13 protein-coding genes are annotated in these 15,559 nt (G+C 62.9%); 1 reads left to right on the top strand and 12 read right to left on the bottom strand.

The features are described from left to right. Positions 1-41 precede the first annotated feature (41 nt). A complete protein-coding gene (gene bglX, locus J7548_RS14270; RefSeq protein ID WP_290975344.1) occupies positions 42-2,357 on the bottom strand; it encodes a beta-glucosidase BglX in 2,316 nt (771 codons plus the stop codon). A 138-nt stretch (positions 2,358-2,495) separates the two neighbouring features. On the opposite strand from bglX, the gene J7548_RS14265 reads away from it, so the two are divergent. Beyond that, on the top strand, positions 2,496-4,061 hold the full coding sequence (locus J7548_RS14265) for a glucan biosynthesis protein G (protein WP_290975342.1): 1,566 nt from the start codon (positions 2,496-2,498) through the stop codon (positions 4,059-4,061). Between the two features lie 96 nt (positions 4,062-4,157). Here the strand turns inward: J7548_RS14265 and J7548_RS14260 are convergent, their stop codons facing one another. The 11 genes from J7548_RS14260 to J7548_RS14210 all read right to left on the bottom strand — a co-directional run bounded on the left by J7548_RS14260 (position 4,158) and on the right by J7548_RS14210 (position 15,441). Then, positions 4,158-5,072, bottom strand: a complete 915-nt coding sequence (locus J7548_RS14260) for a ParB/RepB/Spo0J family partition protein (RefSeq protein WP_290975340.1) — start codon at positions 5,070-5,072, stop codon at positions 4,158-4,160. A gap of 16 nt (positions 5,073-5,088) precedes the next feature. Continuing rightward, positions 5,089-5,859, bottom strand: a complete 771-nt coding sequence (locus J7548_RS14255; RefSeq protein ID WP_290975338.1) for a ParA family protein — start codon at positions 5,857-5,859, stop codon at positions 5,089-5,091. 7 nt (positions 5,860-5,866) lie between these two features. Continuing rightward, positions 5,867-6,499, bottom strand: coding sequence for a leucine efflux protein LeuE (gene leuE / locus J7548_RS14250; RefSeq protein WP_290975336.1), 633 nt, complete (start codon positions 6,497-6,499; stop codon positions 5,867-5,869). 28 nt (positions 6,500-6,527) lie between these two features. Further along, on the bottom strand, positions 6,528-7,184 hold the full coding sequence (rsmG, locus tag J7548_RS14245; protein ID WP_290975334.1) for a 16S rRNA (guanine(527)-N(7))-methyltransferase RsmG: 657 nt from the start codon (positions 7,182-7,184) through the stop codon (positions 6,528-6,530). Next, positions 7,181-9,103, bottom strand: a complete 1,923-nt coding sequence (mnmG, locus tag J7548_RS14240; RefSeq protein ID WP_290975332.1) for a tRNA uridine-5-carboxymethylaminomethyl(34) synthesis enzyme MnmG — start codon at positions 9,101-9,103, stop codon at positions 7,181-7,183. Before mnmG ends, rsmG begins: the two co-directional genes overlap by 4 nt. Before the next feature lie 316 nt (positions 9,104-9,419). After that, positions 9,420-10,181: a TSUP family transporter gene (locus tag J7548_RS14235; RefSeq protein WP_290975330.1), complete on the bottom strand. Its 762-nt coding sequence runs from the start codon at positions 10,179-10,181 to the stop codon at positions 9,420-9,422. A gap of 332 nt (positions 10,182-10,513) precedes the next feature. Continuing rightward, positions 10,514-11,494, bottom strand: a complete 981-nt coding sequence (locus J7548_RS14230) for a branched-chain amino acid ABC transporter permease (RefSeq protein ID WP_290975328.1) — start codon at positions 11,492-11,494, stop codon at positions 10,514-10,516. 12 nt (positions 11,495-11,506) lie between these two features. Next, complete coding sequence (locus J7548_RS14225; RefSeq protein ID WP_290975326.1) at positions 11,507-12,391, bottom strand: branched-chain amino acid ABC transporter permease; 885 nt, start codon at positions 12,389-12,391, stop codon at positions 11,507-11,509. A 187-nt stretch (positions 12,392-12,578) separates the two neighbouring features. Further along, complete coding sequence (locus tag J7548_RS14220) at positions 12,579-13,787, bottom strand: ABC transporter substrate-binding protein (protein ID WP_290975324.1); 1,209 nt, start codon at positions 13,785-13,787, stop codon at positions 12,579-12,581. A 127-nt stretch (positions 13,788-13,914) separates the two neighbouring features. After that, complete coding sequence (locus J7548_RS14215; RefSeq protein WP_290975322.1) at positions 13,915-14,670, bottom strand: ABC transporter ATP-binding protein; 756 nt, start codon at positions 14,668-14,670, stop codon at positions 13,915-13,917. Then, positions 14,671-15,441, bottom strand: a complete 771-nt coding sequence (locus tag J7548_RS14210) for an ABC transporter ATP-binding protein (protein WP_290975320.1) — start codon at positions 15,439-15,441, stop codon at positions 14,671-14,673. It abuts the gene before it with no gap. Positions 15,442-15,559: the final 118 nt, after the last annotated feature.

Genomic DNA, 15,559 nt, shown 5'->3' with positions numbered 1-15,559 from the left:
GCGCACCAGTTGGTGCGCCCTTCTCTTTGGCGATATCCGGATTATTCCAACGTGAACGAAGCTGTCTTCACGTCCTTCGAATCCAATCCCACCTGCACCTGGAACTCGCCCGGCTCGGCGACGTATTCCAGCTTGGCGTTGTAGAAGCTGAGCGCCTTCGCCTCGATGGTGAAGCGCACTTCCCTTTGCTCGCCCGGCTGCAGCATCACCTTGCGGAAGTCCTTCAGCTCCTTGACCGGACGCACCACCGTCGCCGCCACATCGCGGATGTACAACTGCACCACGGTGGCGCCGGCGCGCTTGCCCGTGTTCTTCACGGTGACGGTGGCATCGATGCGGCCATCGGCCTTCATCGTCGGCTGCGACATGCTCACGCCCGACAGGCTGAAATCGGTATAGCTCAGGCCGTAGCCGAACGGGTACAACGGCCCGTTTGCCTCTTCGAAGTACTGCGAGGTGTAGTTGCCCGGCTTGCCTTCGGTGTACGGGCGGCCCAGGCGCGCGTGGTTGTAGTAGCTGGGGATCTGCCCCACCGAACGCGGGAAGGTGATCGGCAACTTGCCCGACGGGTTGACGTCGCCCAACAGGATGTCGGCGATGGCATGGCCGCCTTCGGTACCGGTGTACCAGGTTTCGAGGATGGCGTCGGCATTCGCGCGCGCCCAGTTCAGGTCGAGCGGGCGGCCGTTCATCAGCACCAGCACCAGCGGCTTGCCGGTCGCCTTCAGTGCCTTGAGCAAGGCCATCTGGTTATCCGGCAGCATCAGTTGCGTGCGGCTGGACGATTCGTGCGACATGCCGCGCGCCTCGCCCACCGCCGCCACCACCACATCCGCGCCGCGCGCCGCCTTGACCGCCTCGGCGATCATGGCTTGCGGGCTGCGCTTGTCCTGTACCACTTCCGGATCGTCCCAGTTGAGGAAGTTCAGGTAGTCGACGATGTGCTTGTCTTCGGTGATGTTGGCGCCGCGCGCATAGACCAGCTTTGCCTTGGCTCCGAGCACATCCTGCAAGCCCTGCTTGAGCGTGACGGTCTGCTTGTCGACGCCGGCGCCGGACCAGCTACCCAGCATGTCGATGTGCGAATCGGCCAGCGGGCCGACCAGCGCGATGGTGCCGGCCTTCTTCAGCGGCAGCGTGGCATTGCGGTTTTCCAGCAGCACCATGGACTGTTGCGCCGCGGCGCGCGCGGCGGCGCGATGCAGGCGGCTCTCGGCATTGACGTTGGGCGGATCGCCGGCGGCCTGGCCGATGCGCAGGTAAGGATCGTGGAACAGCCCCAGGTCGTATTTGGCGCCGAGGATGTCGCGCACGGCGTTGTCCAGGTCCTGCTGCGCCACCTTGCCCGACTTGAGCAGGGCCGGCAATTGGCCGAGGTATACCTGGTCGGCCATGCTCATGTCGGTGCCGGCCTTGATCGACAATTGCGCGGCTTCAGCCTCATCGTGCGCCACGCCATGGTTCACCAGTTCGGTGATGGCGCCGTGGTCGCTCACGGTCAGCCCCTTGAAGCCCCACTGCTTGCGCAGCAGGTCCTGCAGCAGCCAGGTATTGGAGGTGGCGGGCGTGCCGTTGATCGAATTGAGCGCCACCATCACCGCGCCGGCGCCGGCATCGACCGCCGCGCGATACGGCGGCAGGTAGTCGTTGTACATACGCTGCGCATCCATGTTGACCACGTTGTAGTCGCGCCCGCCCTCGACCGCGCCATACAGCGCGAAGTGCTTGACGCTGGCCATCACGCGATCGGCGGCGATGGGCTTCTGCTCGCCCTGCAACGCGCGCACCGACACCTCGGCAATGCGCGACACCAGGTAGGGATCTTCGCCGAAGCCTTCCGAGGTGCGGCCCCAGCGCGGATCGCGGCTGATGTCGACCATCGGCGCGAAGGTCATGTCGATGCCGTCGGCGGCGGCTTCCCGGGCGGCGGTGCGCATGGCGCTGGCGACCACGTCCAGGTCCCAGCTCGACGCCAGGCCGAGGCCGATCGGGAACGTGGTGCGGTGGCCGTGGATCACGTCGTAGGCGAAGAACATCGGGATCTTCAGGCGCGAACGCATGGCGCCATCCTGCAGCGGCCGGTTGTCGGCACGCGTGACCGAGTTGAAGGTGCCGCCGACGCGGCCGGCGGCGATTTCGTCAGCCAGCTTCTTGGCCGGCATGTCGGGGCCGATGCTGACCAGGCGCAACTGGCCGATCTTTTCATCGACCGTCATCTGCGACATCAGGTCGCTGATGAAGGCGGCCTTGTCGCCCAGCAGGGCCGGCTTGCCCTGGGAAAATGCCGGCGGCGCCAGCAGGCAGGCGGCGCAGGCCAGCGCGTGGACGAGCGATCTGGCGGAAAGGTGGATGGGCACGTGATTCCTCTCTTTTTATAAACTTTGGCGGCGGCAAACCCTCCTATGACGTGCCGGCCGCGTAACGGTTCGCTATATTATTCTGTTTTAAAGCTCGCCACGACGGTTCTATCGCGCCGTCCCTTGATGGAGAAATCAGTGATCCTGACTGTATTCAAACGCATTCCCCTGCTGTTGTCGGCAGCCTTGCTGGCCGCGACCGCACAGGCCCAGACCTTCTCGCTGGACCAGGTAGCAGCCCGCGCCAAGGCGCTGGTCGACCAGCCTTACCAAAAGCCCGTAAGCAACCTGCCGCCGGTGTTCTCCGGCATGCAGTTCGCCGACTACATGAAGATCCAGCCCAGAAGCGACAAGTTCGAATGGCGCGACCAGAAGACGCCGTTCAAGCTGGCCTTCTACCACCAGGGCATGCAATTCAATTCGCCGGTGCTGATCCATGAAATCGTCAACGGCCGCCTGCAGGAGATCGGCTACAGCACCGACCGTTTCTATTTCGGCGGCCTGCATTTCGACAAGGAAAGCACCGCGCGCCTGGGCTATGCCGGCTTTCGCGTGATCTATCCGGTCAACCGCGCCGACAAGGAAGACGAGGTCATGAGCGTGCTGGGCGCGAGCTATTTCCGCGTGATCGGCCGCGGGCAGGTGTACGGCCTGTCGGCGCGCGGCCTGGCGATCGACACGGCGATGCTCTCCGGCGAGGAATTCCCGCGCTTCACCGAGTTCTGGATCCAGCGCCCCGCCGCCGGCGACAAGCAACTGGTCTTCTACGCCCTGCTCGATTCGCCGCGCGCCACCGGCGCCTACAAGTTCACCCTCACGCCCGGACAGGATTCCGTACTGGATGTGCAAGCACGCGTATTCCTGCGCGGCGAGGTGGCGCGGCTGGGTATCGCGCCGCTGACCAGCATGTTCCTGTTCGGCCCCAACCAGCAATCGTCGCGGCGCAACTTCCGCCCGGCCATCCATGACTCCAACGGCCTGGCGATCCACACCGGCGCCGGCGAATGGCTGTGGCGTCCGCTCAACGATCCGCAGAACGTGGAAGTGAGTTCGTTCGAAGTCACCAATCCCAGGGGCTTCGGCCTGCTGCAGCGCGGCCGCGAATTTTCCAACTTCCAGGACCTGAAGGACCGCTACGACCTGCGCCCGAGCGCATGGATCGAGCCGAAGGGCGATTGGGGCAAAGGCTCGGTGCAACTGGTGGAAATCCCCACCGCCGACGAGACCAACGACAACATCGTGGCCTACTGGCTGCCGGCGCAATTGCCGGCCAAGGGCGTGCCGATGGCCTTCGATTACCGCATCCACTGGACCACGGACGAAGCGGCGATCCTGAAGGATGAAGTGGGCTGGGTGAAGCAGACCTTCCACACCGACGGCGAACTGACCCAGGCCAACCTGATTCGCAGCTTCGACGGCACCACCGCCCTGCTGGTCGATTTCACCGGCCCGGCGCTGGCCAAGCTGCCGGCCGGTGCGCCGGTCAAGCCGCAGGTCAGCATCGGCAACAATGGCGAGCTGATCGATGCCCAGCTGCAACCCAACCCGGCCATCAACGGCTGGCGGCTGACGCTGCGGGTGAAGATCAGGAACGTGGCGCAGGCCACCGAGCTGCGCGCGGCGCTGGTGTCGGGATCGAAGGTGCTGACCGAGACCTGGAGCTACCAGTTGCCGCCGCGCTCGGATGTGCAGCGGACGTTCTGAGCGTGAAATTGTTTATATAATTAATTTTCAGGGAACAAACAAAAACGCCGTCCGGTTTGCACTGGACGGCGTTTTTCATGGAAGGCGCCTGAGCGATCAGGACTCCACCGCTTCCCCGCGCAAACGGGTAATCACCCCATCCAGCGCATCGAGGTCGTTGAAGCTGATGACCAGTTGTCCCTTGTTCTTGGCGCCGGTCTTGATACTGACCTGGGTGGCCAGCAGGTCGGACAGTTCTTCTTCCAGGCGCGCGATGTCGCGCGATTTTTCCTTGCCTTCGCGCGGCTTGGCGGCCTGTTCGGCGGAAGCGCGCGTGACCAGCTTTTCGGCGTCGCGCACCGACATGCGCTTGGCGACGATCTGGTTGGCCAGCTGGATTTGCGTGGCCGAATCGACCACCAGCAGCGCGCGGGCGTGGCCCATGTCGATGTCGCCGGCCATCAGCATGGTCTGCACCGGCTTGGCCAGGTTCAACAGGCGCAGCAGGTTCGACACCGCGCTGCGCGAGCGGCCCACGGCCACCGCGGCCTGCTCGTGCGTGAACGAGAAATCGGTGATCAGGCGATGGATGCCTTGCGCCTCTTCCAGCGGGTTGAGGTCTTCGCGCTGCATGTTCTCGATCAGCGCCATCGCCGCCGTGGTCTGGTCGTCGACGTTCTTGACCAGCACCGGCACCTCGGTCAGGCCGGCGATCTTGGCGGCGCGGAAACGGCGCTCGCCAGCGATGATCTCGTAGATATCCTTGCCGTCCTTCTTGCCGATGGCGCGGATCAGGATGGGCTGCAGCAAGCCCTGTTCCTTGATCGAGGAAGCCAGCTCGTTGAGCGCGCCTTCGTCCATGCGGCTGCGCGGCTGGTATTTGCCGGCCTGCAGCTCGGTCACCGGCATCACGCTGGGCAAGCCGGCCTGCGCGGCTTGCGCCTGGGCTTCTTCGGTGATGTCGACGGAACCGCCGAGGAGCGCGTCGAGGCCGCGTCCCAGGCCCTTGGATTTTTTCAGAGATGTTGCCATTGGATTACCCGATTACTTATAAGGTCTTGATGCGCTCGACCATTTCCGCGCCGAACGCGATATAGGCTTGCGCACCCTTGGACTGGGGATCGAAATTCACGCCCGGCACGCCGTAGGACGGCGCTTCGGCCAGGCGCACGTTGCGCGGGATGACTGTCTTGAAGACCTTGTCGCCGAAGTGCTGCTCCAGCTGGTCGGAGACTTGCTGCGACAGCGTCATGCGCGGGTCGAACATCACGCGCAACAGGCCGATCACCTTCAGCTCCGGGTTCAGCTTGGCGTGCACCTTCTTGATGGTGTTGACCAGGTCGGACAAGCCTTCCAGCGCGTAGTACTCGCACTGCATCGGAATGATCACGCCATGCGCCGAGCACAGGCCGTTCAACGTCAGCATCGACAAGGCCGGCGGGCAGTCGATCAGGATGAAGTCATAGTCGTCGGCCACGGCGGCGAAGGCGTTTTTCAGGCGCGCCTCACGCTGCTCCAGCTCGACCATCTCGACTTCGGCGCCGGCCAGTTCGCGGTTGGCCGGCAGCACGTCGAACTTGCCGGCTTCCGAGGTCTTGCGCACGCTGCGGATGTCGGACATGCCCAGCAGCACTTCGTAGATCGAGCCTTCCAGCGTCGCCTTGTTGATACCGGCGCCCATGGTGGCGTTGCCCTGCGGATCGAGGTCGGCCAGCAAGACGCGCTGGTTGTGCTGCGCCAGGCCGGCGGCCAGGTTGACTGCGGTAGTGGTCTTACCGACGCCGCCCTTCTGGTTGGCGACGCAAAAAATTTTAGCCATATCTTTTTTATTGAGTAGTCAACTTGATGCCGAAACCGATCAGGAAAATACCTGCCGCGCGCGAAGCCAAAGTGGCGATGGTGCGGTTGCGCGCCAGACGCCGCGCCGCCATATTGCCGACCAGGACCAGCAGGCTGCCGTAGAAGACGGTGCAGCAGCAGATCACCGCGCCCATCGTGACGAAAGTGAGCGCGCCCTGTTGCGTGGCGGGGTCCAGGAACAGCGGGAAGAACGCCATGTAAAACACGATGGCCTTCGGGTTGATCAGCGTCACCAGAAAGCCGCGCCGGAAATCCGCGGCGTTGGAAAAGGGTACGACTGTACCACCGCCCTCGCCTCTTGCAAACAGCAGCCGCAATCCGAGGTAGGCCAGGTAGGCCGCGCCCAGGTACTGCAAGCCGCGGAACAGCAGCGGATTGGCATGCAGCAGCGCCGCCACGCCGATCGCCGCCAGGAACATCAGCACGATGTCGCCCAGCATCAGCCCGGCGATGGCCGCGAAGCCGCCGCGCAGGCCGTGCTTGGCCGAGCAAGTCAGCACGCAGAAGGTGCCGGGTCCCGGCAACATCAGGAATACCATGGTGGCGGCGACCAGTTGCCAGACGTCCGTGATGCCGATGCTGTGGAACAGTGCCTGCATGTTGCTCTCCTTCCTTTTGCCTGCTTGTTCAGGATGCGCGGTCGATGAAGATCAGGTGCCGCTCGGCGTCCAGCCCGGGCACATGCAAGGGCTGCACCTTGCGCACGGCCCAGCCCGGCGGCAGGCGGTCGATCTCCTGCTGCGGCATGACGCCCTTCAGGGCGATGTACTGGCCGCCTTCCTGCAGCAGGTGGTTCGACCAGTCGATGAAATCGTTCAGCTCGGCGAAGGCGCGCGAAGTAATGACGTCGTATTGTTGCTCAACAGGCAACTGTTCGACGCGCGCATGCAGCACCGTGACGTTGCCCAATTGCAACTCCGCCTTTACCTGGGTCAGGAAGGCGGTCTTCTTTTGCACGGTGTCGACCAGGGTGATGCTCATCTGCGGCTCGGCCTCGGCCGCCCAGATCGCCAGCACGATGCCGGGCAAGCCGCCGCCAGCGCCCACATCCAGCACGCGCCGCGCACCGGCGAACACGGAAACTGCCGCCAGCGAATCCAGCAAGTGGTGCGTCACCATCTGCGCCGGATCGCGCAACGCGGTCAGGTTGTAGACCTTGTTCCATTTGATCATCAGCGCCTGGTAGGCCATCAGGCGCGACAGCTGGCGCTCGCTGAGCGCCAGCCCGAGGGCGGCGGCGCCATCCTTCAACGTTTGGGGCAGGGTATCTTGTGCCGCCATCATGCCGCTTCATTGGCGGCAGCCGACTTCAGGCCGCCTTTCTTCAAATGCACCAGCAGCAGCGACAGCGCCGCCGGGGTCACGCCGGAAATGCGCGAGGCCTGACCCAGGGTTTCCGGCTTGTGCTTGTTCAGCTTCTGGCGCACTTCGATCGACAGCGCCTTGACTTCCATGTAGTCGAGGTCGGCCGGCAGCTTCAGGTTTTCATTGTGGTCCTGGCGGCTAATCTCGCTGGCCTGGCGGGCGATGTAGCCGGCGTACTTGACCTGGATCTCGACCTGCTCGCGCACCGGGCCGTCTTCGATGCCGGGGCCGGCCAGCGGCTGGCCTTCAGTGCCGGTCAGGCCCATCAGGCTGTCGTAGGTCACGTTCGGGCGGCGCAGCAAGTCGAGCAGGTTGTACTCGCGCTCGATGGCCTTGCCCAGCACGCGTTCGGCTTCGGCGGCGGCGAGGATGCGCGGGTTGACCCAGGTGCTCTTGAGGCGTTCCATCTCGCGGGCGACCGCTTCGCGCTTCTTGTCGAAGGCGGCCCACTGGGCGTCGCCGACGCAGCCGAGTTCGCGGCCGATTTCGGTCAGGCGCAGGTCGGCGTTGTCTTCGCGCAGCGACAGGCGGTACTCGGCGCGGCTGGTGAACATGCGGTACGGCTCCTGCACGCCCTGGGTCACCAGGTCGTCGACCAGCACGCCGAGGTAGGCCTCGTCGCGGCGCGGGGTCCAGGCTTCGCGGCCCTGGGTCTGCAGCGCGGCATTGATGCCGGCCAGCATGCCCTGGGCGGCGGCCTCTTCGTAGCCGGTGGTGCCGTTGATCTGGCCGGCGAAGAACAGGCCGGCGATCTGGCGGGTTTCCAGCGAGGACTTCAGGCCGCGCGGGTCGTAGTAATCGTATTCGATGGCATAGCCGGGACGCAGGATGTGGGCGTTTTCCAGGCCCCTCATCGAGCGCACCAGTTCCAGCTGCACGTCGAACGGCAGGCTGGTGGAGATGCCGTTGGGGTAGAACTCGTGGGTGGTCAGGCCCTCGGGTTCCAGGTAGATCTGGTGCGAATCCTTGCTGGCGAAGCGGTGGATCTTGTCTTCGATGGACGGGCAATAGCGCGGGCCCACGCCTTCGATCACGCCGGTGTACATCGGGCTGCGATCGAGGCCGCCGCGGATGATGTCGTGGGTGCGGCTGTTGGTGTGGGTGATCCAGCACGGCATCTGGCGCGGATGCATCTCCGCATTGCCCATGACCGAGAACACCGGCACCGGATCGAGGTCGCCCGGCTGTTCTTCCAGGATCGCCAGGTTGATGCTGCGGCCGTCGATGCGCGGCGGCGTGCCGGTCTTCAGGCGGCCTTGCGGCAGCTTCAGTTCCTTCAAACGGGCCGACAGCGACACCGCCGGCGGGTCGCCGGCGCGGCCGCCGGAGTAGTTATTGAGGCCGACGTGGATCTTCCCGTCCAGGAAAGTACCTGCGGTCAGCACCACCGCCCTGCCCTGGAAACGGATACCGGCCTGGGTCACGGCACCGATTACGCGATCGCCCTCGACCATCAGGTCGTCCACCGCCTGCTGGAACAGCCACAGGTTGGGCTGGTTTTCCAGGCGCGAACGGATCGCCTGCTTGTACAGGATGCGGTCGGCCTGGGCGCGGGTAGCGCGCACGGCCGGCCCCTTGGAGGAGTTCAGGATGCGGAACTGGATGCCGGCCTCGTCGGTGGCGATGGCCATCGCCCCACCCATGGCATCGACTTCCTTGACCAAATGGCCCTTGCCGATACCGCCGATGGACGGGTTGCAGGACATCTGGCCCAGCGTTTCGATGTTGTGCGTCAGGAGCAGGGTCTTCTGGCCCATGCGTGCCGCGGCCAGTGCGGCTTCCGTGCCGGCGTGCCCGCCGCCGACGACGATGACGTCAAATTGTGTGGGGAATAGCATGATGCGCCTCGTGGAGACGGTGTGAACAGAGGCGAGATTATAAAGTCTTTTGGATAAGGGAGTCGGGAGGTCGGCCGGATTAAGTGGAATATCGGTACAGGGTGATGCTGGTTTACCTCATTCCCTGCCCTACCGATATCCGATGGATATCGGATAGCTATCTGCCCACCACCCGATATCGACTGTTTCACGTGAAACAGTGGACGACAAAAACACCGTAATTCCCCAAAAACAAAACGGGGCCGAAGCCCCGTTTGTTTTCCTGCCTTGTTATTTTCGACCGGATGTTTCACGTGAAACATCGACCAAAATTCGATTACTTCAAAAAGGCATCGTAGCCACTCTTCAAGATCAATGCTCCCACTACCAGCAGGAACAACTTGCGCACGAACACGCTGCCATGTTTCATCGCCAGGCGGGTACCCACCAGCGAGCCGGCAATATTGAAGACCGCCATCAGCAGGCCCAGTTGCCAGATCACATGGCCGCTGTAGCCGAACCAGCACAGGGCCGCCAGGTTGGTGGCGATGTTCACGAACTTGGATACCGCCGACGCCGACAGGAAGTCGTAGCTGAACACCCGCACGAACAGGAACACCAGGAAGCTGCCGGTACCCGGACCGAAAACGCCATCGTAGAAGCCGACGCCGGCGCCGATCAATGCGGCATAGATGATTTCCCTGGCGCCGCTCAGCGTAGGCGCATGGGTCTGCCCGAAGTCCTTTTTCTTCAGCGTGTAGATCGCCACGGCGATCAGTACGAAGGGCAAGGCCTTGCGGATCATGTCGGTCGGGATATGGGTAACCACGTAAGCGCCGAAAAAGGACAAGGCGAAAGCCGCGATCGCCGCCGGCGTCACCGTGCTCCAGCGCACCGCCACCTTGCGGGCGAAGTTGATGGCCGCGGCGCTGGTACCCATGACCCCGGCCACTTTATTGGTGCCGAGCAATGTTGCCGGTGGGGTATTGGGAAAGACCGAGAACAGGGTCGGCACCAGCACCAGGCCGCCTCCGCCGACGACCGCATCGATCAAGCCGGCGACAAAGGCGCCGGCGCACAGGATCAGGTAATCAGCCATGGCGGATCACCTGCGCAGGAAAACGAGATTGCATGGAAAGGCTTTCGGTCGAGGACAAACTACTGCGGCACCGGATACGGCGGGAGGCTGGCGCGCTTGTTATTGTTGGGCAAAGGTCCCGGCCCCCAATCGGCCGGGAGCGCTATTCTACCCTGCCCCGATTTTCCGTACCGGCAACAGATCCGCCGCGCCGGGCGCTGTTGCGCAACAGCGGCATCTGTTATGGCGGTCAGGTGTAGCGGCAAAAAAATACCGCCGGCAATCACCTTTCGATGACTTGCCGGCGGCAAGGAGGCCATCCCTGGGGATGGCCGGTTTCTCTTGGATCTTGCTTAGTGCAGCTGGCTCGCCTGCCCCTTCTTGGTCAAGGCCAGGATTTCGCCGACGATGCCCTTGCGGAACAGCAGCACGCAGATGATGAAGATGAAGCCGGTCACCACGGTCACCGAATCGCCCAGGGTGTTGAACCAGTCGATGCTGGTGGTGCTCGCCAGCCAGGTGCCGATGTCGCCCAGCTTGTTCTCCAGCATGATGATGATGACGGCGCCGACGATCGGGCCGACGATGGTGCCCAAGCCGCCCACCAGGGTCATCAGCACCACCAGGCCGGACATGCTCCAGTGCACGTCGGTCAGGGTTTCGAAGCCCAGCACCAGGGTCTTGGTGGAGCCGGCCAGGCCCGACAGCGCAGCCGACAGCACGAAGGCCAGCAGCTTGTAGCGCGCCACGTCATAGCCCAGCGAGATGGCGCGCGGCTCGTTTTCCTTGATCGCCTTGAGCACCTGGCCGAAAGGCGAATGGATGGTGCGCACGATCAGGGCGAAGCCGAAGATGGCGATGGCCAGCACCACGTAGTACAGCGTCAGGTCGTTGCCGAGGTCGATAATGCCCAGCAGCTTGCCGCGCGGTACACCCTGCAGCCCGTCTTCACCGCCGGTAAACGGCGCCTGCAGCGCGACGAAGTACAGCATCTGCGCCAGCGCCAGGGTGATCATGGTGAAGTAGATGCCCTGCCGGCGGATCGCCAGCAAACCCATCACCAGGCCGATCAGCGCCGCGACGCCGGTGCCCGCCAGCAAGCCCAGCTCGGTCGGCAGGCCCCACGCCTTCAGCGCGTGACCGCACATGTAACCGGCCCAGCCGAGGAAGGCGGCATGGCCGAACGACAGCAGGCCGGTGTAACCGATCAGCAGGTTGAAGGCGCAGGCGAACAGCGCGAAGCACAGCATCTTCATCAGGAACACCGGATACAGCCCGAACGGTGCGACCAGCGCCAATATTAACAAAATGACAACTAACAGTTTCTTGTTCATGCCGGTCTCCGATTATTTCTCTTTGCCGAACAGGCCGGCCGGACGGATCATCAGTACGATCGCCATGATGATGAACACCACGGTGGCCGACAGCTCGGGATAGAACACCCGGGTCAGGCCTTCGATCAGGCCCAGTACCAGGCCGGTGATGATGGAACCCAGGATGGAGCCCATGCCGCCGATCACCACCACCGCGAACACGGTAATGATCAGGTTCGAGCCCATCAGCGGGGAGACCTGGATCACCGGCGCGGCCAGCACGCCGGCAAACGCCGCCAGCGCCACGCCGAAGCCGTAGGTCAGGGTCACCATCAGCGGCACGTTGATGCCGAAGGCTTCCACCAGCTTGGGGTTTTCGGTGCCGGCGCGCAGGTAGGCGCCCAGGCGGGTCTTCTCGATCACGAACCAGGTGGCGAAGCACACCACCAGCGAAGCCGCCACAACCCATGCGCGGTAGTTCGGCAGCACCATGAAGCCGAGGTTGGTCGCGCCTTGCAGGGCCTCAGGCACCGAATACGGCTGGCCCGAGACGCCATAGATGGAACGGAAGATGCCCTCGATCATCAGCGTGATGCCGAAAGTCAGCAGCAGGCCGTACAAGTGGTCGAGCTTGTAGAGCCAGCGCAGCATGGTCTTCTCGATGATGATGCCGAAGATGCCGACCAGGATGGGCGCGACGATCAGCATCACCCAGTAGTTGAGCTCGAAGTAGCTCAAGCCCATCCATGCCAGGAAAGCGCCCAGCATATAGAGCGTGCCGTGCGCGAAGTTGATCACGTTGAGCAAGCCGAAGATCACGGCCAGGCCGAGCGACAGCATGGCGTAGAAAGAGCCGTTGACCAGCCCCAGCAGGAGCTGGCTCAGCAAGGCTTGCAGGGGGATTCCGAATAGTTCCATAAAAACCCGTTCATCCAGATGGGTGAAGAATGCAACCGCTTACGTTGGCGGAAGCTGCCCTCGAAATAAATCGCGGGCAGCTTCCAACAGCAAAAATCTGTCATTCCCGGCCAGCAGAAATGACAGATTTCGCGGATTGCCTTTACTGCCGCTTTTCAGCGTTGATGCGATTGGTACGTCTTGCGCATTACTTCCACAGCGCGCACTTGGACTCGGCCTTGGTGGTCCATGCCTGCTCAGCCGGAATGGTTTGCACCAGCTTATAGTAGTCCCACGGATACTTCGATTCCGACTGCGCCTTGACCTGGTACAGGTACATGTCGTGCACCACGCGGCCGTCGGCGCGCAGGTAGCCGTTCTTCTGGTACATGTCGTTGAACTTGGTCTTGCGCAGCTGGGCCATGACCTTGTCGGAAGCGTCGGAGCCGCTTTCCTTGACCGCCTTCAGGTATTGCAGCGCGGACGAATAATCGGCGGCTTGCAGCGAGGACGGCATTTTCTTGCGCACGGCGAAGTAGCGCTTGGCGAAGGCGCGGGTCTCGTCGTTGCTATCCCAGTACCAGCTGTCGGTCAGGTACAGGCCTTCGGTGGTCTTGAGCGTGAGCGAATGGATATCGTTGATGAACACCAACAGGCCGGCCAGCTTGGCGGTCTTGGTGATGCCGAATTCATTGGCCGCCTTGACCGAGTTGATGAAGTCGCCGCCGGCATTGGCCAGGCCGATGATCTGGGCCTTGGAGCTTTGCGCCTGCAGCAGGAAAGACGAGAAGTCGGACGCGCCCAGCGGATGCTTCACCGCGCCCACGACGGTGCCGCCCGAGGCTTTGACCACATTGGCGGTGTCGGACTCCAGCGAATGGCCGAACGCGTAGTCGGCGGTCAGGAAGAACCAGCTCTTGCCGCCCTGCTTCACCACTGCCGAACCGGTGCCCTTGGCCAATGCCACGGTGTCGTAAGCATAGTGGACGGTATAGGGCGAGCATTCTTCATTGGTCAGGCGGGCCGAGCCGGCGCCGATTTCGATGAAGACTTTTTTCTTCTCCGCCGCGACCTTGGCCGCAGCCAGCGCCGCGCCGGAGTTAGTGCCGCCGATCAGCACGTCCACGCCCTGCTGGTCGAACCATTCGCGCGCGCGGCTGGCGGCAACGTCGGCCTTGTTCTGGTGGTCGGCCACCAGCAGTTCGATCTTCTTGCCGTTGATCGCGCCGCCCATGTCGGCGATCGCCATCTTGATGGCCTCGGCGCCGCCCTGGCCGTCGATGTCCGAATACACGCCGGAAATATCGGTGATGAAACCGATCTTGATCACGTCGCCCGAGATCTGCGCCGATGCCGGCGCCATCGAAAACGCTGCGGCTGCAGCGGTAACAGCAAGTGCCATTGCCTTAAGTTTCATTCTCATCTCCTCAGTGTTAGAGCCCGCTAAATTGATAAACCGCGAGACAGCTTTATGTTGAACGGAGCAGGGATTGCCTCCTCCGCGGCGTACTTGTTGGCAGTACTTTTTATGATTCTTCCGGCGCTCAGACGCCCAGCAACTCGTTCAGGGTCTGCATCTTGGCTTCCAGCTGCGACGCTTCGAACGACTCGACGATCTGGCCGTGTTCCATCACATAGAAGCGGTCGGCCAGCGGCGCAGCGAAACGGAAATTCTGTTCCACCATCACGATCGTGTAGCCCTTGGCCTTCAAGGTCGTGATCATGCGCGCCAGCGCCTGCACGATCACCGGCGCCAGGCCTTCCGAGATTTCATCCAGCAGCAGCAATCGCGCGCCGGTGCGCAGGATGCGTGCCACCGCCAGCATCTGCTGTTCGCCGCCCGACAGGCGCGTGCCCTGGCTGTTGCGGCGCTCCTTCAGGTTGGGGAACATGTCGTAGATCTCTTCGATCGACATGCCCTTGTCCGTCTTGGAAACGAAAGGCGGCAGCAGCAGGTTTTCCTCCGCCGACAGCGAAGAGAAGATGCCGCGCTCTTCCGGGCAGTAGCCCACGCCGTGGTGCGCGATCTTGTGCGTGGCGAGGTTGATGGTTTCCTGGCCGTTGATCTTGATCGAACCTTTGCGGGTGCCGACCAGGCCCATGATGGAACGCAGCGTGGTGGTGCGGCCGGCGCCGTTGCGGCCCAGCAGCGTCACCACTTCGCCCTGGTGGACGTTGAGGTTGACGTTGTGCAGGATGTGCGATTCGCCGTACCAGGATTGCAGGTCGCTGATCTGCAGCGCCAGCGGCGCATTGGAAGAAGATGTGCTCACGGGGGAATTCATGGTTGCGGTCGACATTTAGTGCGCTCCCTGCAGTTCGCCGGCGGCGGTGCCCATATAGGCTTCCATCACCTGCGGGTTGCTCGAGACTTCCGCATACGTGCCTTCGGCCAGCAAGGCGCCGCGCTGCAGCACGCTGATGCGGTCGCAGATGCCGGAGATCACGCTCATGTTGTGCTCCACCATCAGGATGGTGCGGCCGGCCGAGACCTTCTTGATCAGCGCCGTGACGCGGTCCACGTCTTCGTGGCCCATGCCCTGGGTCGGTTCGTCCAGCAGCATCAGCTCCGGTTCCATCGCCAGCGTGGTGGCGATTTCCAGCGCGCGTTTGCGGCCGTAGGGAAGGTCCACCGTGGTGGTGTGGGCGAAGCTGGTCAGGTCGACCTCTTCCAGCAATTCCATGGCGCGCGCGTCGAGCTGCTTCAGGCTGTCGCCGTTCTTCCAGAAATGGAAGGACGTGCCGAGCTTGCGCTGCAGGCCGATACGCACGTTTTCCAGCACGCTCATGTGCGGGAACACCGCGGAAATCTGGAACGAACGGATGATGCCCTGGCGCGCGATCTGCGCCGGCGCTTCCATCGTGATGTCTTTACCGTTGAACAGGATCTGGCCCGAGGTCGGCACCAGGAACTTGGTCAGCAGGTTGAAGCAGGTAGTCTTGCCGGCGCCGTTGGGGCCGATCAGTGCATGAATATGGCCGCGCTCAATTTTCAGATTGACCGCGCTTACCGCCGTGAAACCCTTGAATTCCTTCGTCAGGTTCCTTGTCTCCAGAATGACGTCTGTCATAGTTTCATCTTTCCCTTTGATGCCCGCGCCGGTTGATCCGGTCATCGAGGCCTGCCTTGCTGCGGATCGCCTGACGCAGCCTGACACTTTCTGCATAAGGGACCGTCGTTCTTATCTG

It is taken from the genome of Herbaspirillum sp. (assembly GCF_017744395.1).
Taxonomy (GTDB): domain Bacteria; phylum Pseudomonadota; class Gammaproteobacteria; order Burkholderiales; family Burkholderiaceae_D; genus Herbaspirillum.
This window is presented reverse-complemented; position numbering and strand designations above follow the sequence as displayed.

What these genes read in the sequence shown, in the direction of transcription:
- J7548_RS14210 (WP_290975320.1), bottom strand. Translation starts at nt 15,441, where the DNA reads ATGACAGACGTCATTCTGGAGACAAGGAACCTGACGAAGGAATTCAAG.
- J7548_RS14230 (WP_290975328.1), bottom strand. Translation starts at nt 11,494, where the DNA reads ATGAACAAGAAACTGTTAGTTGTCATTTTGTTAATATTGGCGCTGGTC.
- mnmG (WP_290975332.1), bottom strand. Translation starts at nt 9,103, where the DNA reads ATGCTATTCCCCACACAATTTGACGTCATCGTCGTCGGCGGCGGGCAC.
- J7548_RS14215 (WP_290975322.1), bottom strand. Translation starts at nt 14,670, where the DNA reads ATGTCGACCGCAACCATGAATTCCCCCGTGAGCACATCTTCTTCCAAT.
- rsmG (WP_290975334.1), bottom strand. Translation starts at nt 7,184, where the DNA reads ATGATGGCGGCACAAGATACCCTGCCCCAAACGTTGAAGGATGGCGCC.
- J7548_RS14260 (WP_290975340.1), bottom strand. Translation starts at nt 5,072, where the DNA reads ATGGCAACATCTCTGAAAAAATCCAAGGGCCTGGGACGCGGCCTCGAC.
- J7548_RS14225 (WP_290975326.1), bottom strand. Translation starts at nt 12,391, where the DNA reads ATGGAACTATTCGGAATCCCCCTGCAAGCCTTGCTGAGCCAGCTCCTG.
- J7548_RS14235 (WP_290975330.1), bottom strand. Translation starts at nt 10,181, where the DNA reads ATGGCTGATTACCTGATCCTGTGCGCCGGCGCCTTTGTCGCCGGCTTG.
- leuE (WP_290975336.1), bottom strand. Translation starts at nt 6,499, where the DNA reads ATGCAGGCACTGTTCCACAGCATCGGCATCACGGACGTCTGGCAACTG.
- J7548_RS14220 (WP_290975324.1), bottom strand. Translation starts at nt 13,787, where the DNA reads ATGAAACTTAAGGCAATGGCACTTGCTGTTACCGCTGCAGCCGCAGCG.
- J7548_RS14255 (WP_290975338.1), bottom strand. Translation starts at nt 5,859, where the DNA reads ATGGCTAAAATTTTTTGCGTCGCCAACCAGAAGGGCGGCGTCGGTAAG.